Origin of the sequence: Azonexus sp. (assembly GCF_030824335.1) — a bacterium.
Classification (GTDB): Bacteria; Pseudomonadota; Gammaproteobacteria; order Burkholderiales; family Rhodocyclaceae; genus Azonexus.
On sequence record NZ_JAVBXX010000040.1, the window covers coordinates 37,441 to 62,481 of the forward strand.

Here is a 25,041-nt window from a genome sequence, read left to right on the forward strand (position 1 = left end):
CTCATTCCATCAGGGCGACGGACTTGACCTGGACCTTGACCGGCAGGCCCGGTGCGATGCCGAGCTGGGCCGCCGAACGGCGGGTCAGGCGGGCGACCAGCAGGCTTGCCCCGACTTGCACGCGGACCAGCAGCAGGCCGGGGTGATCGTCGGCGGCGACGCTTTCGACGCAGCCACCGAGACAGTTCTGGATGCTGCTCATGCCCGGTTCGTCCAGCGCCAGGCTGACGTCGCGGGCGAGTACGCGGACCCGGACGTGCTTGCCGACCGGCACCGCATGGTCGCGCGTCCACAAGCTGCCGCCGGCGAAATCGACGCGCGCCAGATGCCATTCGGCGTCGATTTCGCCGACCGTTGCATCGAGTACGACGCCGACATCCTCGCCGAGCCTGATCGGCAGGTCGAGGCGGGCCAGTGTTTCGCCGAGCGGGCCGGCAGCGACGGCGCGGCCGCCGTCCATGGCAACGATATGGTCGGCCAGCCGGGCGACTTCGTCCGGCGAATGGCTGACATAGATGACCGGAATGTCGAGTTCGTCGTGCAGGCGTTCCAGATAGGGCAGGATTTCCTGCTTGCGCTTCAGGTCGAGCGCCGCCAGCGGTTCGTCCATCAGCAGGATTTCCGGGCCGACGGCCAGCGCCCGGGCGATGCCGACGCGCTGACGTTCACCGCCGGACAGCGTATCCGGCTTGCGTTCCAGCAGGTGGCCAATGCCGAGCAGTTCGATGGCCGCATCGAGGCCGACGCGCCCGGCGCCGTCGCTGCGTTTCTGGCCGTAACGCAAATTGCCGAGAATCGACAGGTGCGGGAACAGGCTGGCTTCCTGGAAGACGTAGCCGATCGGCCGGCGATGCGTCGGCAGCCAGATGGTTTCGTCCTGCCAGATTTTGCCCTTGAACACGAGTCGACCGCAGGACGCCCTTTCCAGGCCGGCAATGCAGCGCAGCAGCGAGGTTTTGCCCGAGCCGGAATGGCCGAACAAAGCGGTGACGCCGCGGCCGGGCAGGTTCAGGTCGACATCGAGTGTGAAACCGGGCCAGTCGAGTTTGAATTTGGCCTCAATGCGGGCTTCAATGTTGTCCATGTCAGGCCGCCTTTCGGGTGTTGCTGCGCCGCGTGTACATCGCCAGCAGAACGCAGAAGGAGAAGACCAGCATCACCGCCGCCAGCCGGTGCGCATCGGCGTATTCCATCGCTTCGACGTGGTCGTAGATCTGCACCGAGGCGACGCGGGTGACGCCGGGGATGTTGCCGCCGATCATCAACACGACACCGAATTCGCCAACGGTGTGGGCAAAGGTCAGGATGCCGGCGGTGACGAAGCCCGGTTTGGCCAGCGGCAAAACCACTGAGAAAAAGGTGTCGACCGGAGAAGCGCGCAAGGTCGCGGCAACTTCCAGCGGCCGCTCGCCGATGCCCTCGAAGGCGTTCTGCAGCGGCTGCACCATGAAGGGCAGCGAATAGAACGAGGAAGCGATGACCAGCCCCCAGAAAGTGAACGGCAGCGTGCCCAGGCCAAGCCATTGGGTGAGCTGGCCGAACGGGCCATTCGGCCCCATCGCCAGCAGCAGGTAGAAACCGAGCACCGACGGCGGCAGCACCAGCGGCAGCGCAACGACGGCGCCGACCGGGCCTTTCCACCAGGCCCGGCTGCGCGCCAGCCACCAGGCAATGGGGGTGCCGATCAGCAGCAGGATCAGTGTGGTGATTCCGGCCAGTCGGATGGTCAGCCAGATGGCTTGCAGGTCGCTATCGGTCAGCATGGTGCTCGGGCTTGGGTTGAGTCAGCGCAGATCGTAACCGAAGGACTGGATCACAGCTTTCGCCTTGTCACCCTTCAAGTAAGCAAGCAGTGCGCTGGCTGCCGGATTGTCCTTGCCCTTGGCAAGAATGGCGGCATCCTGGTAGATCGGTTCGTGGAATTCGCCGGGGACGATCCAGGCCGAGCCGCTGTTCAGTTTGCCATCCTTGAATACCTGTGACAGCGCGACGAAGCCGAGGTCGGCGTTGCCGGTGTGGACGAATTGCAGCGTCTGCGAAATATTTTCGCCCTGGACGAACTTGGGTTGCACGGCGTCGAGCAGTTTCAGCTTGGTCAGTGTTTCGATGGCCGCTGCGCCGTAGGGGGCAGTTTTTGGGTTGGCGATGGATAGCTTGTTGAATTTTCCGCCCTTCAGCACCTCACCCTTGGCATCGACGAAATCCGGTTTCGCCGACCACAGCACCAGTTTGCCGACGGCGTAAGTGAAGCGGCTGCCGGGCACGGCGTGGCCTTCTTTTTCCAGTCTGCTCGGCGTCGTGTCGTCAGCGGCGAGGAAAACCTCGAACGGCGCGCCGTTGACGATCTGGGCGTAGAACTTGCCGGTGGCGCCGAAAGACAGCACGGCCTTGTGGCCAGTCTCCTTCTCGAATTCGCTAGCAATTTGCTGCATCGGCGCAGTGAAATTAGCGGCGATGGCGACCTGGACTTCGCCGGCGTGCAGGCCGCTGGTGGCGAGAAGGCTGAGGAGCAGGGCTGACAAGCGTTTCATGATGATTCTCCTGAGGTTCGGGTTAGGCGTATTTGCAAAGAATGACGGATGAAGCCTTGAATACGGCACAGGCCTGTTCGCCGACGGCCAGGCCGAGTTTTTCGACGCTCTCGTGGGTAACCACAGCGCACACCGATTTGCCGTTTTTCATGGCCAAGGTGACTTCGCAATTCACCGGGCCGTCGTGAATGCGCGTGATCTCGCCCCACAAATGATTGCGGGCACTGGTTTTGACCGAGTTGTCGTTGAGTAGCAGCACCGATGACGATTTGACCAGTGCGTTGATCTCCATGCCGATTTGCAGGCCGAGGTTTTCCGCCGAGTCGCCGGTAATCACGGCAACGATTTCATTGTCGTCATCGAGCTTGATGCGGACCTCGAAATCGACATGACCTTCGCGCAGGCCGACGATCGGTCCGGCGAACTGGTTGCGCGCACTGGTCTTCATCGACATGCGCTTGAGCAGTCGGCTGAACTGCTGGAAATCGCTCGCCTGGCCGTCGTTCATGCTCGCCGTCAGGCGATCCAGTGCGGCCTGGTATTCGGCTTCCAGCGCGCGGTAGAGGGCGATCACCTTGCGTCCGTAGTCGGTCAGCAGCGTGCCGCCGCCGTGTTTGCCGCCGGTCGAGCGCAGCACCAGCGGCTGCTCGGCCAGGTTGTTCATTGCATCGACGGCATCCCAGGCGGCCTTGTACGACAATGGCACAGCCTTTGCTGCCTGCGAGATCGAGCCGTGTTGATCGATGGCTTCAAGCAGGCGGATGCGGGTGTCGCCGAGGAAGGTGCCGAATTCACCGTCAACTTCAAGTTTGCTGCGCAAGCGGGGAAGTGTTTGATCCATGCTGGTTCCGTGATGCATTGTTGTATATAACGTTGGCGATATTACCGGAAAAATCTCTAGCGCTATGGTTGTGTGTTGCTATTGGCTCTGGTTACATTGTCACCAGTCCGACAATCTTTCGTTGGTTAGTTTTGTATATAGCGAAAATCGGGCCAGCAAATTTCAAATCAAGGAGAGCACCATGAATGTCAGTGCACGCAATGTGTTTGCAGGAAAAATTACTGCCTTGACTGGCGGAGCCGTCAATGCCGAGGTTGAGCTCAGCTTGTCGGGGGGCGACAAAATTGTCGCAATCGTGACAGAAGGCAGTGTCCAGTCGCTCGGTCTGGCTGTTGGCAAGGATGCCATTGCCTACGTCAAGGCGCCGTGGGTCATGCTGTTGTCTGGAGCGAAGGAAGTGCATTTTTCGGCTCGCAACCAGCTGACCGGAAAAGTCAGCGTTGTGCATAAAGGTGCGGTCAACACCGAAGTGGGCGTACTTTTGCCCGGCGGTACTACCGTTTATGCCGTGGTGACGAATGAAGCAGTCATGGAGCTGGGATTGAAGGAAGGTGCGGAAGCCACAGCGCTGATCAAGGCCAGCCACGTCATCCTCGGCGTCCCCGCTTGAGTTTGTCAAAAATCTGAAGCAGCGGCTTGCGGGCCGCTGTTTTTCGTTCACCATCCCAGCGGCGCCCGGGCTTGCCGGCGCAGCAGCACGAACAGGCCGGTGGTGATCAGGCCGAGCAGGATGGAAACCGCGGCGGCGCGTTCGAAGTCGCCGGTAATGACCGCGTTGTAGATGTCGAGCGAAGCGGTGACCGTACGCCCTTCGATATTGCCGCCGAGCATCAGCGTGATGCCGACTTCGCCGAGCGAACGGCCGAGGGCGAGGACCAGGCCGCCGATCAGTGCGTTACGGATGTTCGGCAGCAGGATGTGCCAGAAAATCTGCAACTCCGTCTTGCCGAGCGCACGGGCAGCTTCGGCGAGAATTTTCGGCATGTTCTCGAAAGCCGACTGCACCGGTTTGACGACCAGCGGCAGGCCGGCGATGAATGCGGCAAAGACCAGGCCGGAAAACGAGAACACCAGCTCGATGCCGAAGGTGTCGCGCAAGGGTTCGCCGAGCGGCCCGCGCCGGCCGAAAATCATCAGCAGCAGGAAGCCGGTGGCCATCGGCGGAAAGACCAGCGGCAATGTCACCGCGATGTCGAGTGCAGCGCGCCCACGCCAGCCGGGGCGCGACAATGCGTAGCCGATAGCCAGGCCGAAAACCCCGTGCAGCAGCGTGCTGGCGAAGGCGACCTGGGCGGTCAGCCACAGCATCTGCCGGGCGTCGGCGCTGGCCAGCAGGTTGAGCAGCGACGACAAGTGTCAGAGACCGTGCTTGGCGAGAATGGCGCGGGCTTCCGGACTTTCCAGGAAGCGGCCCAGCGCCGGCACCGAGGTTTTCTCGGCCTGCGGCCGGAGCACGCCGCCGACAATGCGGATCGGGGCGTACAGCTTGGCATCGATTTCCCGGTAGCCGCCGATCTTCGGCGCGATGGCGAGCGCTTCGGTGAGATTGATGAAGCCGGCGTCGACTTCGCCGCTGATCAGGTAGGCGGAAACCTGCGGCACGGTGGCAACGACCTGCAGGCGATCCTTGATCCGGGCGTCGAGATTGCTGCTGGCGAGGAATTCGCTGGCGGCGATGCCGTAGATGGCAGCTTTCGGGTTGGGTACGGCAATGCGAGCGAAGCGACTGTCGGCCAGTTCGTCCGGCTCGGCAAGTTTGCCACCGGCCGGCCAGGCGATGACCAGACGGCCGGCGCCAAGCGCCAGGTAGCTGGCGAAGTCGATGCCTTCGACCCTGGACAGGAAGGCGTGATCGCCGAAAACAACGGCGATTTCCCCGCTCTGTTTGACCTGGGCGACGATGTTGCCCATGTTGCCGTAGATCTGTTCGACGTGGATGCCGGATTGTTTTTCAAAGGCGGCGCTCAGTTCGGCGACCGGGCGCTTGTAGCCGGCGCCGGCAGCGATCAGCAAGGTGTCGGCGAAAGCCGGCAGGGCGGCACACAGGCTGAGGATCAGAAACAGGCGGCGGAGGAATGGCATGAGGGTTCCTTGGTGAGTGGCAGGGGCAAGCGAAGAAAGGAGGCGCCGGCCGGGCGGTCGGCGTGGATGCGTCCGTGCTGGATGCGGACAATGCGGTCGGCAAGCTGGTGGGCCTCGGCCAGATCGTGAGTGACGAGGATCGCGCAATCGACCAGGCCGGCTTCGCGGATGCGCTGCAGCAGCGCCTGCATGGCACGGCGCAGTTCCGGGTCAAGGGCCGACAGCGGCTCGTCGAGCAGCAGCACTCGCGGCGACGAGGCCAGCGTCCGGGCCAGCGCCAGACGTTGCTTCTGACCGCCGGAGAGTTCGGACGGATAGCGGTCGGCGAGTTGCTCCAGGCCGACCAGCGCCAGCAACTCGTCAGTCGGTGGCGCCGGCTGATCCGGCCGGCGGGCGAAATCGATCTGGCGGCGGGCGTTCATGTGCGGGAACAGCGCATGTTCCTGGAAAACCAGGCCGATCTGCCGCTGGCAGGTCGGTACCTGCTGGCTCGTTTCGGTGTTCAGCCAGACTTCATCGCCAAAACGGATGTGCCCGACAGATGGGCTGTCGAGACCGGCGAGCAGGCGCAGCAAGGTTGTTTTGCCGGCGCCGGAAGAGCCTTGCAGCGCCAGCCACTGACCTGATGTCAGGCTGAGGCGGATGTCGAGCAGCGACTCGCCGGCGGCAAAGGCCAGTGGTTTGCGCAGGCTGAACGAGAACAGCGGGGCTGTCGTGGCTTCAGGCTTGCGGTGTGTCATCGCCAGTGTCTTTGGGTTTCGCGCAGTCACCCCGGCAGTCGTGGCGGAGCGTATCGATCGGGATAAGCACTGCTTTTGGCTGTGGCGCCCAGAAACCCCCACAACAACCGTGCGCCATGGCGGCGCCAAGGGATATTTCGGAGGCCGGGGCTTCGGTCTGCGGCGCTTTGTTGCACATAGTCTTTCCTTTCTTGAGGGATCAGAGGGAATTCAGGAATTCGATCAGGTCGCGGCGGGTGGCTGCATCGGCTTCGCTGTAGCGCCGCCTGGCCGCTTCGCCTTCGCCGCCGTGCCAGAGAATGGCTTCTTCGATCGTGCGCGCCCGGCCATCGTGCAGGAAGCCGACGTTTTCATTGATCGCCGCGAGCATGCCGATACCCCACAGCGGTGCTGTCCGCCATTGCCGGCCGGAAGCGGCGTGGTCGGGGCGATTGTCGGCCAGGGCCGGGCCCATGTCGTGCAGCAGCAAGTCGGTGTAAGGCGAGAATGGGCGCCGGTCGAGCAGGCGATGCGGGCTTTTGCCGGTGTGCAGCGTCGGCCGGTGACAGGCGGCGCAGCCAAACGCAGTGAACAAGGTTTCGCCGCGCTTGACCTCGGGCACCTCGGTATTGCGGCGGGGCGGCGGGGCCAGGTGGGCGACGTAGAAGGTGATGTCGTCAAGTTGCCCGGCGCTCAGTTCCGGCTGGCCGCCGTTGGGCGCCTTGCGGCAGGCGGGCTGCGCCGGTGTGCAGTTTTCCCTGGGGAAGAGCGGCGAGGTGATGCTCATGTCGCCGTGGAAGGCGCCGGCGATCTGGCCACGCAGGTCGGCGGTATTGGCCTTGAGGCCGAAACGGCCGGCCAGGCGCTGGCGGCCGAGGCGATTGACCTGGCCGGTCACGCCGTCCGTTTTCGGCTCGCGGGCCAGCGCAGCGAGCGTCCGCGCATCGACCGCATTAAGCAGGCCGAGGCCGGCAACATGCGGGCCGACGCGCGGCGACACCAGCACCGGCCCGATATTCCCATAGGCCAGCTCGACGAAACGCAGTTCGGGAATGCGCAGTTCGACGACATGGCCGTCGGCCAGCGTCATGTTTTGCGTCTGCCAGTGGACTTCGGCGCGCCCTTCGCCGGCAACGCCGGGGATGCCTTCCTCGTTGAGTTGGTCGCCATATACCGGGTGCGGACGCGGTGGCGATCCGGGCACCGACAGGCGCACCAGCATCGATTGCATGCGTTCCTGTGGACCTGACGGGGCGCCGCCGCGCCCGTTCCTGGGATGGCAGGAGATGCAGGCAATGCGGTTGTACAGCGGGCCCAGGCCGTCAACCTCGGTATCGCTGGCCGGCGCGATGACCCAGCTTTGGCGGAACAGGCTGCGGCCGCGCAGGAAACGTTGCAATTCCTCGTCATTCAAACCGGGCAAGGGGCGGGTCAGGATATCGCGGTCGACCGTGCTTGGCTCGGCAAAACCGGGCAGGGCGGCGAGCAGCAGTGCGCCGGCGAGCAGGAGACGGATTTTCATGCCTTGAGTGCTCCTAGTAGTTGCGCGGCTTGCCGGCGCTGTTGCGTGCACCGGTCGCGCCAGGTGAGTTCGGCGTGGGTCAGCGCTGCCTCGCGGCCACCTTCGAGGCGCAGGCCGATCAGGCGCTGCAGTTCGGGCGAGTTGGCGGCGGCCTCGTCGAGCGGCGGGCGCGTCAGCAGCTCACGGATCGTGCCGGTCGGCTGGCCGGCGGCTTCGGCTTGGCGGACGCGTTGCCACAACTCGCGCAGTTCGTCGTGCGGTTCGACCAGCATTTGCTGGAAAACGGCGGCCAGCGTTGCGAGGCGTGGCCGGGCAGTATCGCTGTCGAATTGCAGGCCACCGTTAGCGGCTGCGGCGAATGGGTTGTATTGCTTGCCTGGCAGTTCGTTGTAGACATCGGGGCGAACCGGCAAGCGGCGGATGTCGGGATGGGTGAGCAGGCTTTGCCCGGCCGGAGACAGGATGAAGCCGGCAAAAGCGGCGGCGCCGGCCGGATTGCCGCTGTCGCGGGTGACCGCGATATGTGCCGGGTTCAGGCCGGTGTGCGCCGGATAAATGAAATCCAGCGATGCGCCGTTGGCTATCGCCGAATTGACAAAAAAATCGATCGAGATGCCGACGGCGCTACGGCCGGCGACGATTTCATCGGTCACGAAGGTCGAGCCACGGTCAATCAGGACGGCATTGGCGGCGATTTCGCTCCACAGCGCCCAGCCGCGCTCCCAGCCCCAGGCTTGCAGGACAATGTCGATCAAGGGCGGCGCGAAGCCGACGCGCGCCGGTACTGGCAGGGCGATCAGGCCGGCCAGTCGCGCAGCCGGGCTATGCCCCGAGCGGCCAGGGCGTTTGGCGAGACGGCAAAGCCGAAGCCGGCGACTTCACTGGCCGTGTAGTAACCGGCAGCATCGCCCAGGGCGGTCTTGCCGATGTGTGTTGGCAGATTTTTGCGGTCAACCGGCAATTTGCGCCAGATTCCTTCGTCGGCGAGTCGTGCAAAGGTGCGCGGCGAGGCCGACCAATAAACATCGGCGCCGCCGTGACCGGGTTGCTGAAGGAAGGCGGCGGCATCTCTGGGCATGCGCCAGAGGATGCGCAGGCGGTACTCCGGGTGGGCCTTTTCGAAAGCTGCCTCGATTCGCCCGACGAATTCGTCGGCGTAGCTGGTCAGGACATTGACGGTTTGCGGTACGGCACCGGCCGGGCGGCCGATGCTCGCGGCAAGGGCAAGTGCGGCGCCGGATTTCAGGAAGTGTCGGCGACTCGAGGTGCTTTTCATGGTGGATTGCCTCAGAAGCGGTAGCTGACGTTGGTAAACCAGGTCCGGCCCGGATTCGGGAAGCCGTTGGACAGCGCGTAATTGCTGTCGCCCACGTTATTGACGCCAGCTTCCAGGGTTAGCGCCTTCGTTGGGTGGTAGGCCGCCTTCAGGTTTAGTGTGGTGTGCCGGCCGATGCGCACCGTATTCGATGCCCAGCGATGGCTTTCGGACTCGATGAAAGGAATGATTTCCAGCCGGGCAAGGGGCCGGACAACGGCGTAAGCCGCGATTTTCTGGCGCGGTATGTCGGTCAGTCGCGTATCTGGATCGCTGACGTTCTTCATGTCGGTCCAGGTGACGTTGCCGCCGATATCGAGCCAGCCCAGGACGGGCGTTTGCAGGCCGAGTTCAAGCCCGGTGGCGCGGGCTTCGCCGACGTTCTGCATCTGGCAGCGGCTGCTTGCCGTGCAACTGGATGAACCGGGACGATAGAAGGTCTGGATCTTGTCCTTGATCTTGTTGTGGAAGATGGCGGCCTCAGCCTTGGCACCATGCCATGGGCTACCTTGATAGCCGATCTCGTAATTGAGCGACTCTTCCGGTTGCAGGTTCGGGTTCTCGATGTAGGTCGTGAAGCGCAGCGAGAAGCGGTCTTTCAGCGTCGGCAGGCGGGTTTTCTGGGCAACGCTTGCGTAGAAGCGGACGTTGTCGCGGAAGTCGTAGTAAATCCCGGCCTGGCCGTTGGTCGCCGACATTTTGTCCGGTTTGCTCAGGCTGGTGCCGCTCTTGTAGAGCTTGTCGGCGTTCAGGCTGTGATGGGCGATGCCCAGCGACAGCATCAGGTCGCTCGCAAGCCAGTGGTTGTTTTCCACGGCCATGGAAACAAGGGTGTCGCGGAAATCTTCGTCCACCGTACCGACGGCGTTGCTTCCTTCGTGCTTGTCTACCTTGTAGTGAGTGACCAGCTTGAGTTCGTTGTCTTTCAGCCGGGTCGACGACAATTCCAGTGAGCCGCCATAGGTCTTGTCGTGATAGATGCTGACGCCGCTGAGCGGATTGGTCAGCGTGCTGTAGCTGCCATTGGTGAACATGTTCAGTTCATTGTCGAATTCGTCCTGGAACAGCCGTACCTTCAAGGCTTCGTGTTCACCCAGCGCCGTGCGAGAGACGAAGTAGAGGCTTTCCTTGTCCCAGTACGGCCATTGCCAGAAGCGGCTGACGGACGGGTCGGTCGATGGCGGCTGGCCCTTTTCGCCTTGTTGCTTGTAGTAGCTGATGGCGTATTCGTCGCTTGCATTGGGGGTCAGGCCGAGTTTCAGCGAGAATTTCCTGTCCTCGCGGTAAGCATTGTCCCGATGCCCCCCGTTTTCACGGGCTGTTGCCTTGTAATCCGAAGACATCCGGAAGTAATCGCTTTCCAGGTAGGAGGCGCCGGCCTGGGCATACCACATGCCCTGGTTCGAACCGACGTTGACCGAAGTCTGGCGTTTCTTGCCGTCGGCAAAACCGAACTTGACATCGCCCTCCAGTGATTTGCGCGGCTTGCGCGAAATCAGGTTGATCGCGCCGCCCATCGTGTTCGGGCCGTAAGAAACTGAACTGAAACCCTTGGCCACCTGGATTGCGGCCAGGTCGGCGGTCGTGAAGCGGCTGATGTCGACGTTGCCATCGTAGGGGACATAGACCGGAATACCATCGATGAACAGGGGTGTCTGCCGGGAATCGAAACCCCGGATGTTGATCGTTTTCTCGTTGCGCGCACCGCTGAAGGCGATGCTGACGCCGGACAGTAAATTCACGGCTTCGCCGACATCGTTGCGGTTGAAGCGCTGCATTTCCTCTTGAGTAATCAGAGAGGAAACCTGCGGCTCGCCAAGCTCGCCCAGTTGGGTTTTTCTGGCACTGACCTGGATTGCTCCCAGTTCGAAAGCCCCTTCCGTGGCGCTGGCGGTGTGCTGCAGAAAGGCATTGCCGAGCAGGACAATCAATAATTTCAAGCGAAGCGGGCGATGGCGTTGTGGCATGGTGAACTCCCTGAGCGTTGTTGGATGTGCGGTGTTTGTCCGGTTTAGCGGGGCATGTCCGGGCTGATGCTGTAAAAGCCGCGGGCCGTCGTGCATTGGCTTGCCGTGATTGAACGAAAGATCAGCCAGCGTTCGTCGCGCATGCGCCAGGCAGCCAGTTGTTCTGCGTAGGCGACGACTTCGTAAAACTCCTCGTCGTCGTCGGAAGCGAGCCGGGTCTGCGTGTAGTTGTGTGCGGTAAAGCAGGGCTGGTCGTCGGCGTCGTAGCCGATGCAGCGCCGGGCGTTGATTTCGTATTCCTTGTGATGTTCGAAATACAGTGGAACCTCAACCGCATCGCACCATCTGGCTGGCAACATTGCGCGCCAGCTTGTGGTGGCTTCTGCGGAGATGGGTAATTTTCCGGCAGTGTTCTTCTGGTCTTTGTTCAAAGGGAGAGGTCGGCTGTTTTCCATGATCAAAATATATGTTTGTATATAACGATAGGTGGTGATTAGCAGCTTACGTGCCAGTACTTTTTAATGGGTTTTTGGGTGTTTTTTGTTTCGTTGTGTTGTTAACTATACAACGTTGTCGAAAAGTCGACAGGCGGCTTACAGGCGTCGGTCAGGCCTGTCGCGTCAGTTGGGTCTCAGTCAGGCCAGGTGCTCGATTGTGGCAAACCAGGCATTGAGTGCAGTCAGATCCGGGGGGAGTTCACAAGCCATCCCGCCGGTGAAATGCCGCCAGGCCGGCAGGTGTCTTTCCCGGACGATGGTCAGCACGGGGATATCCCGGCTCATGAAATCGAGCATTTCCGCGGCAAAGCCGTCGCCATCCGCCTCCATGCCGGAGAAACGGTTGAACACGACGAGATCGGCCGCGCTCCCGGCAATGCGTCGCATGACGGTGGTGGTTTCGATCAGCGCTGCCGTGTCCAGCGCACAGGCACTTGCCGCTTCCGTTTTGCACTGCAGGATCGGGTAGCTTGTGCCAGTCTCGATGTCGATCAGGCAGACGAAGCAGTTGTCGTTTTCTTCCCGCGTGTCCTGCAGCAGCCCGGTCACGCGGATGCCGCGGGCACGCAAGTCGGCAACGAATTCACGGACAGGCTGATCGGCATCGATGCCGGGCGGTGGAACGACAGCGGCGATGCGCAGCAGGTCGGGTTCGGTTGAGGTGGGTAGCGACATGGCGTGATTTTAGGCGCTTGTAGTGCTTCTGCACAAAGCCCTTTGGCGCAAAGTGGTTTTGCCGCCTGGCCCGCGACCGACTCGACGCGAAATCGGAAATTTGCTGCAGAATGGGCCCCGATTCGTCGCGCCCCTGAAAACCATTCATGAATAAAACCCTCGTCACTGCCGGATTGCTGTTCCTGAGTCTGATCTCCTTGCCGGCTCAGGCCGGGAAAACGCTGGACAGCATCCGCCAGCGTGGCGAGGTGATTTGTGGGGTCAACGAGGCTTTGGTCGGCTTTTCCGTGGCCGATGCCAAGGGCGAGTGGCACGGCATCGATGTCGATGTCTGCCGGGCGATTGCCGCCGCGACCTTGGGCGATGCACGCAAGGTCAGGTGGGTGCCGCTCAACAAGATGCAGCTTTTTCCCGCCTTGCAGTCGGGCGAAGTGGACATCCTGTCGCATAACGTGACCTGGACGATGACGCGCGATGCGGCGATGGGGATGCATTTCACCAGCATCGTCTTCTACGACGGGCAGGGGTTCATGGTCGCCCGGAAGTCCGGTATCCAGAGCCTGCGCGATCTGGAGAACACCGATATCTGCGTGCAATCCGGGACGACGACCGAGAAAAACCTGAGCGATTATTTCCGCGCCAGGAAAATGAAATTCCGGTCGGTGGTCTTTGCCAATTTCGAGGCATCGATCAAGGCCTTTCTCAGCGGTCGTTGCCAGTCCTACACCACCGACGCGACCAGCCTGCTCAGCCTGATCCAGCGCGCCTCGCGCACGCCGGGCGACTATGTCGTGCTGCCCGAACTGATTTCCAAGGAACCGCTGTCACCGGCCGTGCGGCGAGGCGACGACGAGTGGTTTGCCATCGTCAAATGGGTGATCAATGCGCTGATCACGGCAGAAGAAGAGGGCATCACGCAAGCCAACGTCGAACAGCAGAAAGTGCACGGCAGCGCGAGTGCCCAGCGTCTGCTGGGGCATCAAGAAGATACCGGCAAGTTGATCGGCCTCGACCGCGAGTGGGCGGCGCGGGCGATTGCGGCCGTCGGCAATTACGGGGAAGTTTTCGACCGTAATCTCGGTGCCGGCTCGCCGCTCAATCTGCCGCGCGGCCTGAATCGCTTGTGGCGTGATGGCGGCTTGCTCTACGCGCCGCCCATTCGCTGATCGATGATGCCCATGTCTGCGCCATCGTCTCGCCGCCCATCCGCAGCGCCATTTTCCTGGCGTAACCTGTGCTATCAGGGCGCGCTCCTGGCCTTGCTGGGCGGCTTGCTGTTCTATATCGCCGGTAACGTCCAGAGCAATCTGCAGGCCAAGGGTATTGCCAGCGGTTTCGACTTTTTGCTGCAACCGGCGGGCTTCGCCATCGGCGAGGGGGTTTTTCCCTACACGGCCGGCGATGCCTACTGGCAGGCTTTTTTGCTCGGCATTGAAAACACGCTGCGCGTTTCCGGACTGGCCATTCTGGCAAGCATGCTGATCGGCAGTTTGCTCGGCCTGGGGCGTTTGTCGAACAATCTGCTGGTACGCGGTGTTTGTACGGCTTACGTCGAAATATTCCGCAATATTCCGCTCTTGCTGCAGTTGCTTGCCTGCTATGCCTTGCTCACGGCCTTGCTGCCCGGCATCGACGAAGCCTGGCAATTCGGCCACATCTATTTGAGCAAGAGCGGTCTGGCCTTGCCGGTGCCGCAATGGCTGGACGGTCACTGGCAGATTGATTACCCGCAACGCCATCGTTTTGCCATTGCCGGCGGTGCGCGCCTGACCCCGGAATTCCTGGCGCTGTTTCTCGGGCTCAGTTTGTATACCTCGGCTTATCTGGCCGAAGTGATCCGGGCTGGTCTCGAATCGGTGGGCAAGGGGCAGCGTGAAGCGGCGGCAGCACTTGGCCTGAGCCATGCCCAGACTGTGCGCCGGGTGATCCTGCCGCAGGCTTTGCGGGTGATCATTCCGCCGGCGACCAACCAGTTTTCCAGCTTGATCAAGTCGTCGTCGCTGGCCATTACCGTCGGCTATCCAGATCTGGTATCGATTGCCAATACCTCGTTGAACCAGAGTGGCCGGGCAATCGAATGCATCACGCTGATCCTGCTCACCTACCTGCTGCTCTCCTTGCTGCTCTCGGGGCTGATGGGCATGTTCAACCGGCGCGCTCAGCGCTGGGCGAGTTGAGGTCGCATGGCACTCAGCCCATCCCTGGACAGCGAAATCCGTCGCCCACGCCCACGCCCCGCACGCGGCATCGGGCGCTGGCTGCGTCACAACCTGTTCGCCGACCGGTTGAGCATTTGCCTGACCCTGCTGATCGGCGCGCTGCTGCTTTATTGTCTGCCGCCGCTGGTCGACTGGGCCATCGTCAAGGCGGTCTTCCGCAGCGACAGCGCCGCCTGCCGCTTGGCGGCCGGCGAGGGGGCGTGCTGGGGTGTGGTGGCGGAAAAATATCCGGCCATCCTGCTCGGGCGTTACCCGCCCGGCGAACAATGGCGGGCGGTATTCGCCAGCGCGCTGTTGCTGGCGGCGATTGTTGCCACCTGCCGCTGGATCAATGCCGGGAAAATCCTGATTTTTGGCGGGTTGACCGCAATATTTGGCGCATTTGCCTTGCTGCGCGGTGGCTGGGCAGGTTTGACCGTGGTCGACAGCAGTTTATGGGGCGGTTTGCCGCTGACCCTGCTGCTGGCCATCGTGACCGTACTCGGCGCTTGTCCGCTGGCGGTGCTGCTGGCGCTGGGGCGGCGTTCGCAATTGCCGGTCATTCGTCGTGCCTGCGGCGGGTTTATCGAGCTGGTGCGCGCCGTGCCGCTGGTCTCCGTGCTCTTGCTGGTGGCTTTCCTGCTGCCGCTTTTCCTGCCGGCCGGCAGCAGCATCGATGTGCTGTGGCGGGTCATGATCGGGCTGGTTCTGTTCGCTGCCGCCTATCTGGCCGAAGTCCTGCGCGGCGGTTTGCAGTCGATTCCGCGCGGTCATCTGGAGGCCGCCGCTGCACTCGGGCTGAGCTACTGGCAGACGCAGATCCATGTCGTGCTGCCGCAAGCCATCCGCGCCACGCTGCCGGCACTGATGAACAACTTCATCAGTGTGATCAAGGAAACCTCGCTGGTCACCGTGGTCAGCCTGTTCGAATTGACCGGCGCGCTGAATCTGGCGCTGATCGGCGATGTCGAGTGGCGCGAATTCTATGTCGAGGCTTACCTGTTCGTTGCCGCCATTTACTGGCTGCTCTGTTTTTCCCTGTCCCGCTACAGCCAGCGCCTGGCGCTGCGCTTGCGCACTGACCGCAGCTTCTGATCTATTGCCCTGAGCGATTTTTATGACTACTCCCATCATTCAATTCAAGGCGCTCAATAAATGGTTCGACGATTACCAGGTCTTGCGCAATATCGATCTCGACATCGCCGCTGGCGAGCGGGTGGTGATTTGCGGGCCATCCGGCTCCGGGAAATCGACCTTGATTCGTTGCATCAATGGCCTGGAAGCTTACGATGAAGGCGAACTGGTCGTTGCCGGCATCACGGTCCGGCCCCAGGAAAAAGTGCTGGAGCAGGTGCGGGCGCGGGTTGGCATGGTTTTTCAGCAATTCAACCTGTTTCCGCATCTGAGCGTGCTCGACAACCTGACGCTGGCCCTGCGCCTGGTGCGCAAGATGCCGCAGGGCGAGGCCGAGTCGCTGGCGCTCGGGCAGCTGGAACGCGTCCGCATTGCCGAACAGGCGAACAAATATCCGCTGCAGTTGTCTGGCGGGCAGCAGCAGCGCGTCGCCATTGCCCGCGCCCTGTGCCTGGCGCCGGACATCCTGCTGTTCGATGAACCGACCTCGGCGCTGGACCCGGAAATGGTCAAGGAAGTGCTCGATGTAATGGTCGAGTTGGCCGGGCGCGGGGTCACCATGCTCTGTGTGACGCATGAGATGGGCTTTGCCCGGGCCGTGGCCGATCGGGTCATTTTCATGGACCAGGGGCAGATCGTCGAGCAGGGAAGCCCGCTGCGGATTTTTTCCGCGCCGGAAAATCCGCGAACGCAAAGCTTCCTCGCCCAGATTCTGGCCCACTGAAACCTCTCCAGGCATTCGCGGCATTTGCCGATTGCCTGGCTGGGAATCACGCTTTTGCCGGCCTTTGGGCCTGACCGGGGCAAACCCGGCGCTCGCCCGGCTTGCGTGGGCTAGCGCACAGAAGCGACGGCTTGAATCGCGCATCATGCAAAAAGTTTTGCCTGCTTGGTATTGCGCGCTCGGCTTTTGTTGTCGCATCTTGAGTTGATCCTGATGCATCGCTGCTGAGCGCCCCGTCAATCAACGGGCATTACGCTGTGCAACGTCAATTAGGATGCCAATGAATTGTTTGGAAAAAGCGCTCTTTCTGCTTTGCCTGGCCGGTCAGGCTCAGGCAGCGGATGGATTGATCGAATGTGCCGCAGAGCCCGATGAGAAGTTGCGGCTCGCCTGCTACGACGCTGCGGCCAGGCTCTCGGTCATGAACTCGAAACCCTTGCTGGAAACCGGTGATCCGCTGGCGGCTCAGGTTCCCGTCACGCCCGCTGCAGCCACCAGTACCGCCGTGCTGTCGTCGCCGATGGCCAAGTTCTGGGAACTGGGGGCGGATGACAAACGGGGGGCGTTTATCGTTCGAACCTATCAGCCCAACTACGTCTTGCCTTTCCATTACACGTCCGGTCTGAATCGTGCCTCAAGCCGTTCGGACGATCCGGCAGGGTCGAATCAGAACGGTTACCGGAAGATCGAGACCAAGCTGCAAATCTCCTTGCGTGCCAAGGTGGCCGAGGATTTGTTGCTGCCTGGCGCCGACCTTTGGTTCGCTTACACGCAACGCGCACTCTGGCAGGTCTGGGATCGTGGCGGCTCTGCGCCGTTTCGTAGTACCGACTACCAGCCGGAGGCGATTTACGTCGTGCCGGTACCGGAAAAGCTGAGTGCACTTCCGTTCGACTGGAAACTGCGCATGCTCCAGGTCGGCTTGGCCCATGAGTCGAATGGACAGAACCTGCCGTCATCGAGAAGCTGGAACCGGGCTTATCTTGGGGCCGGATTTGAGCGCGGCGATTTCAGTCTGCTGTTTCGCGCCAACAAGCGGTTGAGAATGCAAAGCGACGACGACAACCCGAATCTGACGGATTACGTCGGGCGCGCCGAGGTCAACATGGCGTGGGTGCCCGGTGTCTCGACCGTTTCGGTGAACTGGCGAACCACGCTCAAATCCATGAGCCGGGGTTCGCTGCAAGTCGACTGGACTTATCCGGTATTCGCCAGCCAGCCGGCCGGCTTGCGTTGGTATTTCCAGGCTTTTACCGGTTACGGTGAAACGCTGATTGACTACAAGCATCGACAGAGCAGTGTTGGCTTGGGGCTGAGCTTATTCCAGTTTTGAACGGCGCCAAACTGTGCGCTGATTGATGCCAATTGCTGCTGCAATCGCTGAGCAGGCTAAAATGCGAGATTCTGTCCCTTGGTCTATTTTCCTGGGGTGCGTTTGCTTCGAGTGTTTTTGTTGAAATTGGATAAGCGATTGAATTTAAAATCTAAAACCCCGACTGTTGGATTTGTCTCTCTTGGTTGCCCGAAGGCTGGCTCCGATGCCGAACTGATCCTGACCCGGTTGCGTGCCGAAGGTTACGAAATATCGCCCAGTTACGATGGCTCCGATCTGGTCATCGTCAATACCTGTGGCTTTATCGATGCAGCAGTCGAAGAATCGCTCGATGCCATCGGCGAAGCACTCAGCGAAAACGGCAAGGTCATCGTCACCGGCTGTCTTGGTGCCAAGGGCGACATCGTGCAGAACACTCATCCCTCCGTGCTCGCCGTCACCGGCCCGCACGCGATGGAAGAGGTGATGGGCCATGTGCATCAGCACCTGCCCAAACCGCACGACCCGTATTCTGACTTGGTGCCGCCGCAAGGCGTGCGCCTGACGCCGGACCACTTCGCGTACCTGAAAATTTCCGAAGGCTGCAACCATAGTTGCACCTTCTGCATCATCCCGTCGCTGCGCGGCCCGCTGGTTTCGCGCCCGGTCGGCGACGTGCTGGCTGAAGCCGAGAATCTGGCCCGCGCCGGCGTCAAGGAAATCCTGGTCATTTCGCAGGACACCAGCGCCTACGGTGTCGATGTCAAATACCGTACGCAGTTCTGGGGTGGCAAGCCGGTCAAGACGCGGCTGAAGGAATTGTGCGACGCACTGGCCAGCTTCGGCATCTGGGTCCGCCTGCATTACGTCTACCCGTATCCGTCGGTGGACGACGTGATTCCGCTGATGGCCGAAGGCAAGATCCTGCCTTACCTCGACGTGCCTTTCCAGCACGCCAGCCCGAAAATCCTCAAGGCGATGAAGCGTCCGGCCTCAGCCGAGAACACGCTGGAACGCATCGCCAAGTGGCGCGAAATCTGCCCGGAAATCGTCATACGCTCGACCTTCATCACCGGCTTCCCCGGTGAGACCGACGAGGATTTCGATCAACTGATCCAGTTCCTCGAAGACGCCAAGCTCGACCGCGTCGGGGCGTTTGCCTATTCGCCGGTCGACGGCGCCAAAGCCAATGAAATCCCCGGCCTGCCACCGGAAAGCGTGCGCGAAGACCGCCGTAGCTGGTTGATGCGGGTGCAGGAAGATATCTCCGCCGACAAGCTGGCGGCCAAGATCGACTCGGTGATCGACGTACTGGTCGACGAAGTGGACGAAGAAGGCACCATCGCCCGTTCCAAGGCTGACGCACCGGAAATCGACGGCGTGGTTTACCTCGATGGCCATTTCGACGCGCAGCCGGGCGATTTCCTCAAGGTCAAGGTCATCGATGCCGACCATCATGACCTCTATGCAGAAGTAATTTAAGGTCAGCGCATGCGTCTGGTCCAAACGCAAATAGATTCCATCCGGGAAACCGTCCGGCGCACGGCCGGCCCGGATGTGCAGACCTATGTCTTCGGTTCGCGGCTTGATGATGCGGCGCGTGGTGGCGATGTCGACTTGTTGCTGGCGAGTCAGCGGCGGCTGGATTTGTTGACCCGAGCCAGTGTCAAGGAGGCGCTGGAAAGCGCCATCGGACTACCGGTGGATGTCGTCGCCTATCAAACGGGGAAGGAACCCACCCCGTTTCAGGCGATAGCGCTGGCGAAGGCGCAATTGTTGTGAGTACCATCGACATTCTGTCTGCCGAAAAGCGACATCTGGCGCAGTTGCTGGAGGCTGTGCAGCGTTGCGTCTATTTTCTCGATGCGGCAGCGAAAAGTTTGCCGTGGCCGCTGCTTGGCGATGAATTGGCGCGCAGAAAAAAAGACCCGGCTTTGTTCGGTGGTTTGGCGGCATTCAACGAGCGTTTTGCCAAACTGCAGGATACCTTGGCGGCGGCAATGCGCCATGCTCATTTGTTGCTCGGCGAATCGGCCGACAGTTTTCTCAAGGTGCTTGCTTATTACGAGAAGCAGGGCGTCATTGATTCCCTGGCGGATTGGCAACTATTACGTACGGCACGCAACTTGGCGGCACACGATTATGAAACCGACTATGTCGATATCGCCGAGCATTTCAATACCCTGCACGGCCTGATGCCCGGCTTGTTGGCGGCAAGCGGCGCTTTCGTCTTCCTGTGCCAGGATCGTCTGGCCATTGATCCGGCCAGCGCGGATTTTGTGCAAGAGTTCAAGCAAATTGTCCGGGCGCCTGAATGAATGCTTTGGTTCGGCAACTGGTAAGTTTGCTCGGCGCTGCCAACGTCCTGACCGATCCCGCTGACACCGCGCCCTTTCTCACCGACTGGCGCGGTCGTTATCGCGGCGCGGCGTTGTGCGTGGTTCGTCCAGGCAACGCCGAAGAAGTCGCCGCCGTGGTTCGTGCCTGCGCCGAAGCCGGCGTGCCCATCGTGCCGCAGAGCGGCAATACCAGTCTGTGCGGTGCGGCGACGCCGGATGACACGGGCAGGGCGGTGGTCGTCAGCCTGGGTCGAATGAACCGCATTCTTGCGGTCGACGCGCTGAACCACACGATTTGCGTCGAAGCCGGGTGTACGCTGGCGGCGGTGCAGGAGGCCGCTAATGCGGTTGATCGGCTGTTTCCGCTGGCCTTGGCTTCCGAAGGGACGTGCCAGATCGGCGGCAATCTTTCGACCAACGCGGGTGGCGTCCAGGTGCTGCGTTACGGCAATACGCGCGAACTGACGCTGGGCCTGCAAGTGGTCATGCCCAACGGTGAGTTGTGGGACGGCTTGCGCGGCCTGCGCAAGGACAATACCGGCTACGACCTGAAACACCTGTTCATCGGTGCCGAAGGCACGCTCGGCATCATCACTGCCGCCGTGTTGAAGCTCTATCCGCTACCAAAAACGCAGACCACCTGCTGGCTGAATATTGCATCCCCCGATATTGCGGTCGACCTGTTGAATCGGGCCAAAAATGCCTTCGATGCGCAGTTGACCGCATTCGAGCTGATTTCCGAAACGGCACTTGGGCTGGTGCTCAGGCATATTCCCGGCGCCACCCGGCCGGCGGCGGTCAGCCCGTGGTACGTGCTAGCCGAGTTTTCCGATGCCGATCCGGCAATGGTCGAACGCTGGCTGGGCGAGCAGATGGAAGCCGGTACGGTGGCCGATGGCGTGATCGCTGCCAGCGCAGCGCAGGCGAAAAAACTGTGGTCGCTGCGCGAGAATATTTCCGAAGCGCAGAAGATCGAAGGCGTCAGCATCAAGCATGATGTGGCGGTGCCGGTATCGCGCATTGCCGAATTTCTTGTCACAGCCGACGCCGCACTGGCTGCCGCATTTCCCGGTATTCGCGTCGTCGCCTTCGGCCATGTTGGCGACGGCAATCTGCACTACAACCTGTCGCAGCCGGATGCCCAGGACAACGCGCTTTTCCTGGCCAGTCAGCCCGAGGTCAATCGTATCGTCCATGATGCGGTCCACGCGCTGAACGGGTCAATTTCCGCCGAACATGGCCTGGGGCAGTTGAAGCGTGAGGAAATCCTGCGCTATAAATCGCCGGTCGAAATGGCCTTGATGCGTTCGATCAAGCAGGCGCTTGATCCGCACGGGCTGATGAATCCCGGCAAGCTGCTTTGACAGGGGCGGGCATCGACCATCAAAAAGCATTGCCCAGGCACCCGCCGGGCAAAGATGAAAAATTCGCCGGCCTGTCGCTTGTCGACATGCCGCAGCAACATGAGGAGTCGTAATTTGTCATATCGTTTGATTGCACAGGGGGTTTTGTTCTCTCTGGCCCTGAGTGCCTGTTCCCAGCTTCCGCCGGCCCTGCAGGAGGTTGTGCCAAGCAGCATGCGGGTCAGCGTTGGAAACAAGGTCAGTCCTGAACTCGCTGCGCCACCGCCGGCTCGCTCATCGGTCAGTGAAAAAACACTGATCGCCGAGGTCGACGCTGAACACAGCATCTTTTTCCCGTCGTCCGGCGTGACTGTCGACAGCGAAGGTCGCGCCCGGCTGATCGAACATGCCAACCGCCTCAAGGCATCGCCGGATCTGGTCGTCACCCTGATCGGCCATACCGACGATCTGGGTAGTCCGTCCTACAACCTGGCGATTGCCGAACAGCGGGTCAATGCCGTGTACGCCATCCTGCGCAGCCAGCGCGTGCCGCTGACCCAGATCCGGCGCTACGGTGTCGGTAATGAACAGATGGACCGGGCCTGCAAGTCGGAAGCGTGCCGCAAGAAAATGCGCCGGGTTGAACTCGTTTTCGGCGAGTAAAAGCTCAATCTCCAGCGCGTTCGAGCTCAATCTCCAGCGCGTTCGAACGGTAGCGTAAAGCGGAAGGTCGTACCGCTTCCCGGCTGGCTTTCAATCTGGAACTGGCCGTCGAGCAGGGTAACCAGACGACGCACGATGGCCAGACCGACCCCGATGCCACCATGCCGGCGAACGGCCGAGCCATCGGCCTGAATCATCAGGCCGTCCAGTTCGGCCAGTTTTTCCGGCGGGATGCCGGGGCCTTCGTCGGTGATGCTGAATTCCAGGTGGACCTGCTGTTCCCGGTTTTCGACCAGGCGCAGCGTGATGCCGATTTCACCGTGATCGACGAACTTGATGGCGTTATCCATCAGGTGGCCGATGATCTTGCGCAGACGATCAAGGTCGCCAATCAGGATCGGCGGCAGGTCACCTTCGACCTGCTCGACCAAGCGCAAGCCTTTGGCTTCGAGCGCTTGCCGGTAGCGGTGCAAAATGCCTTCGAGCATCTCGTTGACCGCAAAAGGCCCGGTATTCGGTTGGCAGTGCCCGGCTTCAAGCGCAGAGAGTTCAATCAGGTTCTCGATCTTGTGCATCAGATCGCTGGCCGAGTGCCGGAGCGGGGTGAGCAATTCTTGTTGGTCGGCCGTCAGGTCTTCCTGCGAGAGCAATTCCGACAGCCCGAGAATGCCATTCATCGGGGTACGCAGTTCGTGGCTGATGTTGGCCAGGAATTCAGTCTTGGCGCGGTTGGAGCGTTCGGCGTGCTGGCGGGCATCGTCCAGATTTTTCAGCAGCCCGTCCTTTTCATGTTCCAGGCGCAGGGTTTCCTGCAGCGCATCGTTGAAATAATCGGCGCTACGCGTGGCGATCAGCAGAAAAAGCAGCGACATGATGCTGAAGCCGATGTGCAGCGGGTCGGTGCCGTAGGCGCCGACCAAGACAGCGATGACGACCGGCCAGGCATACAGGCGAAAGATCAGCCGGTCTGCGGCCAGGACGGGTACTGCACCGGCCACCATGCCGGCCATGACGAAGCCGGTGAATAGTTGCAGGGTGGTGTCGCCCGGACTCATGAACAACAGTGCGCCCGCTGCCCACAACAGGCCGGCGCTGGCCGCGCCGAGCAGGGCACGTTGGCGCCAGCCGGCTGCGCTGGATTCGCGCAGTGCCGGGTCGCTGGCCTGATAACGGACTGCCTGCAGCACGCGCACACCGGCAATCAACAGGGCTGCAATCCACCAGACGACGAGCGGGGTTGTTGCAATCGTGCCTTGGGCTATCCATACCAGCAGGCTGGCGTTGACGATCGAAGCAATCTGCCCCAGCCGCAGATTACGGTAGAGCAGCTCAACCTGCCGGTTGAGAATGAAGCTGGGGGTTGGCGGGGTCAATGGATAGCCCACCCGGCGTATTCGTCGAACAAGGCCGCCACATCATCGGCGCTGAAACGGTATTCCCGGTTGCAGATATCGTCGCGGATGAGGATTTCGCCATGCTCGGCGACAATGCTTTCGGCATCCTGGCGGCCCAGGCTGCGCACCATGTCGCGGACTTTTTCCCAGTCTTCCGGGCAGTGGTAGACGACCGTCTGCGCGTCGTAGATACGAATGCCACGGGCTTCGATTTCTTCGTGGAACAAGCGGCTGAGCAAAGTTTCAGCATCGAGTTCGAGCAGTTCGGCCGGCTTGACCGTGGCCGCCAACTGGGTGATGCGCTGCCAGCCATCGGCATCGTGCTGATCGGCTTGTGGCATTTTCTGCAGGAAGAGGCAGACGGCGGCTTCCCGACTGGCCGTGGCAAACAGCCGCGAGGGCTGTTGCTCGGATTGCTCCAGGTAATGCTCGAAAATCTCCGCAATGCTGTCGCCGACCATCGGCACAAAGCTCTGGTAGGGCTGGCGTGCATCCGGCATGTCCAGGCTCATCAACAACTGACCGCCTTGATCGGCGCCCAGCAATTGCTGCACCGGCGCCGGCAGCACCACCGGATTGCTGCGCGCCATGCCGCGCATTTGCAATTGCTCGTTGCAATCCATCACCAGCAACTGGATCGGGCCGTTGCCGCGCAACTGCAGCGTCAGCCGACCGGGCTGTTTCAACTGCCCGGCAATCAGCGCGGTCACCGCAGCCGTTTCACCGAGCAACTGGGCGACTGTCGGCTGATAATTGCGGTCGACCTGCATTTGTTGCCAGGAATCACCCAGATGAACGACGGCACCGCGAATGTCCAGGCCTTCGAAGAGAAAGCGGCGGATGCTGCTGGTGTTTTTGTCATGACTCATTTGAGTTTCTCCGCGTAGCTTTCCGGCGCGAAGCCGACCAGCAGCGCCTTGCCGGTATCGAGCACCGGCCGCTTGATGAGCGCCGGATACTGCGCCATCAATTTCAGTGCTTTTGCTTCGTCGACCGCAGAACGCTCGTCATCCGTCAGCTTCTTCCACATCAAGCCGCGCTTGTTCAGCAGCACTTCCCAACCCGCCCGCGCCGCCCAATCCGGCAGATTCGCCTCAGCCACGCCGGCCTTCTTGTAATCGATGAATTCGTAAGCGACGCCGTTTTCAGTCAGCCAGGTCATGGCTTTCTTCATGGTGTCGCAGTTCTTGATGCCGTACATCCGGCAGCTGGCTGGTTGGGTCAAAGCAGTCATCTTGGTTGGTGCGATCAATTCAAAGGAGGGGATTTTACCTATTTATCTTCGCGCGGATTGCGAATGCGCCATTTGCGCTTTTCCGGTCTCTCGCCATGAGACTTTGGCGCTCGACAATGGACGAAAAATACCTGCCGGAGTTTTCATGCCAACGATGTATCTGACCGATCATTGCTCTGCCACGCCAGTTTTTCGATATGCCAGTGGTGTGATCAGGCTTGGCTCGCTATGATGCTGGCAAAATACAAAGGGGTGGCATGACCAAATCCGAACGTTTTGGCATCATCGAACGCATGCTGCTTTCGCGGCGCAGCGTTAGCTTTGCCGAGTTGCAACGGCGCCTGGAAGTCTCGCGCGCTACGCTGCACCGCGATCTGCGCGATCTCAAGGAACGCATGCAGGTGCCTATTGTTTGCGACCGCGATACCGGCACCTACCGCATCGACAATAGCGTCGAACGCTACGAACTCCCCGGCGTCTGGTTCTCGGCCGGCGAAATCCACGCCCTGCTCAGCATGCAGCAACTGCTCGCCGCCTTCGACGCCGGCGGC

Annotated in this window: 29 protein-coding genes; 13 read left to right on the forward strand and 16 right to left on the reverse strand. The window is 61.2% G+C overall.

Annotation, left to right across the window (positions count from 1 at the left end; genetic code table 11):
* Window position 1 precedes the first annotated feature (1 nt).
* From modC to RCI20_RS16380, 4 genes are read right to left on the reverse strand one after another with little or no spacing between them, the layout of a single operon-like run.
* Window positions 2–1,084 carry a molybdenum ABC transporter ATP-binding protein gene (gene modC, locus RCI20_RS16365; protein WP_306607389.1) on the reverse strand — a complete coding sequence of 361 codons (1,083 nt, stop codon included), beginning with the start codon at window positions 1,082–1,084 and terminating at the stop codon, window positions 2–4.
* Between the two features lies 1 nt (window position 1,085).
* Window positions 1,086–1,763 (reverse strand): molybdate ABC transporter permease subunit, encoded by a 678-nt coding sequence (gene modB / locus RCI20_RS16370; protein ID WP_306607391.1) that lies wholly within the window; start codon window positions 1,761–1,763, stop codon window positions 1,086–1,088.
* Between the two features lie 21 nt (window positions 1,764–1,784).
* Window positions 1,785–2,531: a molybdate ABC transporter substrate-binding protein gene (gene modA / locus RCI20_RS16375; RefSeq protein ID WP_306607393.1), complete on the reverse strand. Its 747-nt coding sequence runs from the start codon at window positions 2,529–2,531 to the stop codon at window positions 1,785–1,787.
* Between the two features lie 22 nt (window positions 2,532–2,553).
* Window positions 2,554–3,372, reverse strand: a complete 819-nt coding sequence (locus tag RCI20_RS16380; RefSeq protein ID WP_306607395.1) for a TOBE domain-containing protein — start codon at window positions 3,370–3,372, stop codon at window positions 2,554–2,556.
* Window positions 3,373–3,553: 181 nt separating this feature from the next.
* Between RCI20_RS16380 and RCI20_RS16385 the strand changes: the two genes are divergently transcribed.
* Complete coding sequence (locus RCI20_RS16385) at window positions 3,554–3,982, forward strand: molybdopterin-binding protein (RefSeq protein WP_306607397.1); 429 nt, start codon at window positions 3,554–3,556, stop codon at window positions 3,980–3,982.
* Between the two features lie 47 nt (window positions 3,983–4,029).
* Here RCI20_RS16385 and RCI20_RS16390 read toward each other — a convergent pair whose 3' ends face one another.
* The 9 genes from RCI20_RS16390 to RCI20_RS16430 all read right to left on the reverse strand — a co-directional run bounded on the left by RCI20_RS16390 (window position 4,030) and on the right by RCI20_RS16430 (window position 12,149).
* Entirely contained in the window at window positions 4,030–4,725 is a 696-nt protein-coding gene (locus RCI20_RS16390; protein WP_306607399.1) for a molybdenum ABC transporter permease, read from the reverse strand.
* A gap of 3 nt (window positions 4,726–4,728) precedes the next feature.
* Window positions 4,729–5,454, reverse strand: a complete 726-nt coding sequence (gene modA, locus RCI20_RS16395; RefSeq protein ID WP_306607401.1) for a molybdate ABC transporter substrate-binding protein — start codon at window positions 5,452–5,454, stop codon at window positions 4,729–4,731.
* A complete protein-coding gene (locus RCI20_RS16400; protein WP_306607403.1) occupies window positions 5,427–6,194 on the reverse strand; it encodes an ABC transporter ATP-binding protein in 768 nt (255 codons plus the stop codon). Before RCI20_RS16400 ends, modA (RCI20_RS16395) begins: the two co-directional genes overlap by 28 nt.
* Before the next feature lie 199 nt (window positions 6,195–6,393).
* Window positions 6,394–7,695 (reverse strand): di-heme oxidoredictase family protein, encoded by a 1,302-nt coding sequence (locus RCI20_RS16405; RefSeq protein WP_306607405.1) that lies wholly within the window; start codon window positions 7,693–7,695, stop codon window positions 6,394–6,396.
* On the reverse strand, window positions 7,692–8,450 hold the full coding sequence (locus tag RCI20_RS16410) for an ABC transporter substrate-binding protein (protein ID WP_306607408.1): 759 nt from the start codon (window positions 8,448–8,450) through the stop codon (window positions 7,692–7,694). Before RCI20_RS16410 ends, RCI20_RS16405 begins: the two co-directional genes overlap by 4 nt.
* 41 nt (window positions 8,451–8,491) lie before the next feature.
* Window positions 8,492–8,971: a twin-arginine translocation signal domain-containing protein gene (locus RCI20_RS16415; RefSeq protein ID WP_306607409.1), complete on the reverse strand. Its 480-nt coding sequence runs from the start codon at window positions 8,969–8,971 to the stop codon at window positions 8,492–8,494.
* An 11-nt stretch (window positions 8,972–8,982) separates the two neighbouring features.
* A complete protein-coding gene (locus RCI20_RS16420) occupies window positions 8,983–10,977 on the reverse strand; it encodes a TonB-dependent siderophore receptor (RefSeq protein WP_306607411.1) in 1,995 nt (664 codons plus the stop codon).
* A gap of 44 nt (window positions 10,978–11,021) precedes the next feature.
* Window positions 11,022–11,336, reverse strand: coding sequence for a hypothetical protein (locus tag RCI20_RS16425; RefSeq protein WP_306607413.1), 315 nt, complete (start codon window positions 11,334–11,336; stop codon window positions 11,022–11,024).
* A 276-nt stretch (window positions 11,337–11,612) separates the two neighbouring features.
* On the reverse strand, window positions 11,613–12,149 hold the full coding sequence (locus RCI20_RS16430; RefSeq protein WP_306607415.1) for a DUF2478 domain-containing protein: 537 nt from the start codon (window positions 12,147–12,149) through the stop codon (window positions 11,613–11,615).
* 146 nt (window positions 12,150–12,295) lie between these two features.
* Between RCI20_RS16430 and RCI20_RS16435 the strand changes: the two genes are divergently transcribed.
* From RCI20_RS16435 to RCI20_RS16480, 10 genes are all read left to right on the forward strand, one after another.
* Window positions 12,296–13,315 (forward strand): amino acid ABC transporter substrate-binding protein, encoded by a 1,020-nt coding sequence (locus RCI20_RS16435; protein WP_306607417.1) that lies wholly within the window; start codon window positions 12,296–12,298, stop codon window positions 13,313–13,315.
* A 12-nt stretch (window positions 13,316–13,327) separates the two neighbouring features.
* Window positions 13,328–14,326 (forward strand): amino acid ABC transporter permease, encoded by a 999-nt coding sequence (locus RCI20_RS16440; protein ID WP_306607419.1) that lies wholly within the window; start codon window positions 13,328–13,330, stop codon window positions 14,324–14,326.
* A 6-nt stretch (window positions 14,327–14,332) separates the two neighbouring features.
* Window positions 14,333–15,442: an amino acid ABC transporter permease gene (locus RCI20_RS16445; RefSeq protein ID WP_306607421.1), complete on the forward strand. Its 1,110-nt coding sequence runs from the start codon at window positions 14,333–14,335 to the stop codon at window positions 15,440–15,442.
* Between the two features lie 34 nt (window positions 15,443–15,476).
* A complete protein-coding gene (locus RCI20_RS16450; protein ID WP_373691536.1) occupies window positions 15,477–16,205 on the forward strand; it encodes an amino acid ABC transporter ATP-binding protein in 729 nt (242 codons plus the stop codon).
* Window positions 16,206–16,485: 280 nt separating this feature from the next.
* The gene (locus RCI20_RS16455; RefSeq protein ID WP_373691535.1) at window positions 16,486–17,538 is read left to right on the forward strand and encodes a phospholipase A; all 1,053 of its coding nucleotides are present in this window, start codon (window positions 16,486–16,488) and stop codon (window positions 17,536–17,538) included.
* A gap of 138 nt (window positions 17,539–17,676) precedes the next feature.
* Entirely contained in the window at window positions 17,677–18,999 is a 1,323-nt protein-coding gene (gene rimO, locus RCI20_RS16460) for a 30S ribosomal protein S12 methylthiotransferase RimO (protein ID WP_306607427.1), read from the forward strand.
* 9 nt (window positions 19,000–19,008) lie between these two features.
* Entirely contained in the window at window positions 19,009–19,299 is a 291-nt protein-coding gene (locus RCI20_RS16465; RefSeq protein WP_306607429.1) for a nucleotidyltransferase domain-containing protein, read from the forward strand.
* Window positions 19,296–19,835 carry a hypothetical protein gene (locus tag RCI20_RS16470; protein WP_306607431.1) on the forward strand — a complete coding sequence of 180 codons (540 nt, stop codon included), beginning with the start codon at window positions 19,296–19,298 and terminating at the stop codon, window positions 19,833–19,835. Before RCI20_RS16465 ends, RCI20_RS16470 begins: the two co-directional genes overlap by 4 nt.
* Window positions 19,832–21,220: an FAD-binding oxidoreductase gene (locus tag RCI20_RS16475; protein WP_306607433.1), complete on the forward strand. Its 1,389-nt coding sequence runs from the start codon at window positions 19,832–19,834 to the stop codon at window positions 21,218–21,220. The genes RCI20_RS16470 and RCI20_RS16475 overlap by 4 nt, the downstream gene beginning before the upstream one ends.
* A gap of 114 nt (window positions 21,221–21,334) precedes the next feature.
* Window positions 21,335–21,862: an OmpA family protein gene (locus RCI20_RS16480; RefSeq protein WP_306607435.1), complete on the forward strand. Its 528-nt coding sequence runs from the start codon at window positions 21,335–21,337 to the stop codon at window positions 21,860–21,862.
* Between the two features lie 26 nt (window positions 21,863–21,888).
* Here RCI20_RS16480 and RCI20_RS16485 read toward each other — a convergent pair whose 3' ends face one another.
* The 3 genes from RCI20_RS16485 to RCI20_RS16495 are packed head-to-tail and all read right to left on the reverse strand — an operon-like array spanning window position 21,889 to window position 24,418.
* A complete protein-coding gene (locus tag RCI20_RS16485; RefSeq protein ID WP_306607437.1) occupies window positions 21,889–23,235 on the reverse strand; it encodes a sensor histidine kinase KdpD in 1,347 nt (448 codons plus the stop codon).
* Window positions 23,232–24,125, reverse strand: coding sequence for an Hsp33 family molecular chaperone HslO (locus tag RCI20_RS16490; protein ID WP_306607439.1), 894 nt, complete (start codon window positions 24,123–24,125; stop codon window positions 23,232–23,234). The genes RCI20_RS16485 and RCI20_RS16490 overlap by 4 nt, the downstream gene beginning before the upstream one ends.
* Window positions 24,122–24,418 carry an ArsC/Spx/MgsR family protein gene (locus tag RCI20_RS16495; RefSeq protein WP_306607442.1) on the reverse strand — a complete coding sequence of 99 codons (297 nt, stop codon included), beginning with the start codon at window positions 24,416–24,418 and terminating at the stop codon, window positions 24,122–24,124. The genes RCI20_RS16490 and RCI20_RS16495 overlap by 4 nt, the downstream gene beginning before the upstream one ends.
* Between RCI20_RS16495 and RCI20_RS16500 the strand changes: the two genes are divergently transcribed.
* Complete coding sequence (locus RCI20_RS16500) at window positions 24,417–24,722, forward strand: hypothetical protein (protein ID WP_306607444.1); 306 nt, start codon at window positions 24,417–24,419, stop codon at window positions 24,720–24,722. The genes RCI20_RS16495 and RCI20_RS16500 overlap by 2 nt on opposite strands.
* A 25-nt stretch (window positions 24,723–24,747) precedes the next feature.
* On the forward strand, window positions 24,748–25,041 hold a 294-nt coding region (locus RCI20_RS16505), incomplete at its 3' end, for a YafY family protein (protein ID WP_306607446.1).

Coding starts and splice junctions, on each gene's coding strand:
- modC (WP_306607389.1), bottom strand. CDS start 1,084: ATGGACAACATTGAAGCCCGCATTGAGGCCAAATTCAAACTCGACTGG.
- modB (WP_306607391.1), bottom strand. CDS start 1,763: ATGCTGACCGATAGCGACCTGCAAGCCATCTGGCTGACCATCCGACTG.
- modA (WP_306607393.1), bottom strand. CDS start 2,531: ATGAAACGCTTGTCAGCCCTGCTCCTCAGCCTTCTCGCCACCAGCGGC.
- RCI20_RS16380 (WP_306607395.1), bottom strand. CDS start 3,372: ATGGATCAAACACTTCCCCGCTTGCGCAGCAAACTTGAAGTTGACGGT.
- RCI20_RS16385 (WP_306607397.1), top strand. CDS start 3,554: ATGAATGTCAGTGCACGCAATGTGTTTGCAGGAAAAATTACTGCCTTG.
- modA (WP_306607401.1), bottom strand. CDS start 5,454: ATGCCATTCCTCCGCCGCCTGTTTCTGATCCTCAGCCTGTGTGCCGCC.
- RCI20_RS16400 (WP_306607403.1), bottom strand. CDS start 6,194: ATGACACACCGCAAGCCTGAAGCCACGACAGCCCCGCTGTTCTCGTTC.
- RCI20_RS16405 (WP_306607405.1), bottom strand. CDS start 7,695: ATGAAAATCCGTCTCCTGCTCGCCGGCGCACTGCTGCTCGCCGCCCTG.
- RCI20_RS16415 (WP_306607409.1), bottom strand. CDS start 8,971: ATGAAAAGCACCTCGAGTCGCCGACACTTCCTGAAATCCGGCGCCGCA.
- RCI20_RS16420 (WP_306607411.1), bottom strand. CDS start 10,977: ATGCCACAACGCCATCGCCCGCTTCGCTTGAAATTATTGATTGTCCTG.
- RCI20_RS16425 (WP_306607413.1), bottom strand. CDS start 11,336: ATGTTGCCAGCCAGATGGTGCGATGCGGTTGAGGTTCCACTGTATTTC.
- RCI20_RS16430 (WP_306607415.1), bottom strand. CDS start 12,149: ATGTCGCTACCCACCTCAACCGAACCCGACCTGCTGCGCATCGCCGCT.
- RCI20_RS16435 (WP_306607417.1), top strand. CDS start 12,296: ATGAATAAAACCCTCGTCACTGCCGGATTGCTGTTCCTGAGTCTGATC.
- RCI20_RS16440 (WP_306607419.1), top strand. CDS start 13,328: ATGTCTGCGCCATCGTCTCGCCGCCCATCCGCAGCGCCATTTTCCTGG.
- RCI20_RS16445 (WP_306607421.1), top strand. CDS start 14,333: ATGGCACTCAGCCCATCCCTGGACAGCGAAATCCGTCGCCCACGCCCA.
- RCI20_RS16455 (WP_373691535.1), top strand. CDS start 16,486: ATGAATTGTTTGGAAAAAGCGCTCTTTCTGCTTTGCCTGGCCGGTCAG.
- RCI20_RS16465 (WP_306607429.1), top strand. CDS start 19,009: ATGCGTCTGGTCCAAACGCAAATAGATTCCATCCGGGAAACCGTCCGG.
- RCI20_RS16475 (WP_306607433.1), top strand. CDS start 19,832: ATGAATGCTTTGGTTCGGCAACTGGTAAGTTTGCTCGGCGCTGCCAAC.
- RCI20_RS16490 (WP_306607439.1), bottom strand. CDS start 24,125: ATGAGTCATGACAAAAACACCAGCAGCATCCGCCGCTTTCTCTTCGAA.
- RCI20_RS16500 (WP_306607444.1), top strand. CDS start 24,417: ATGGCTTTCTTCATGGTGTCGCAGTTCTTGATGCCGTACATCCGGCAG.
- RCI20_RS16495 (WP_306607442.1), bottom strand. CDS start 24,418: ATGACCTGGCTGACTGAAAACGGCGTCGCTTACGAATTCATCGATTAC.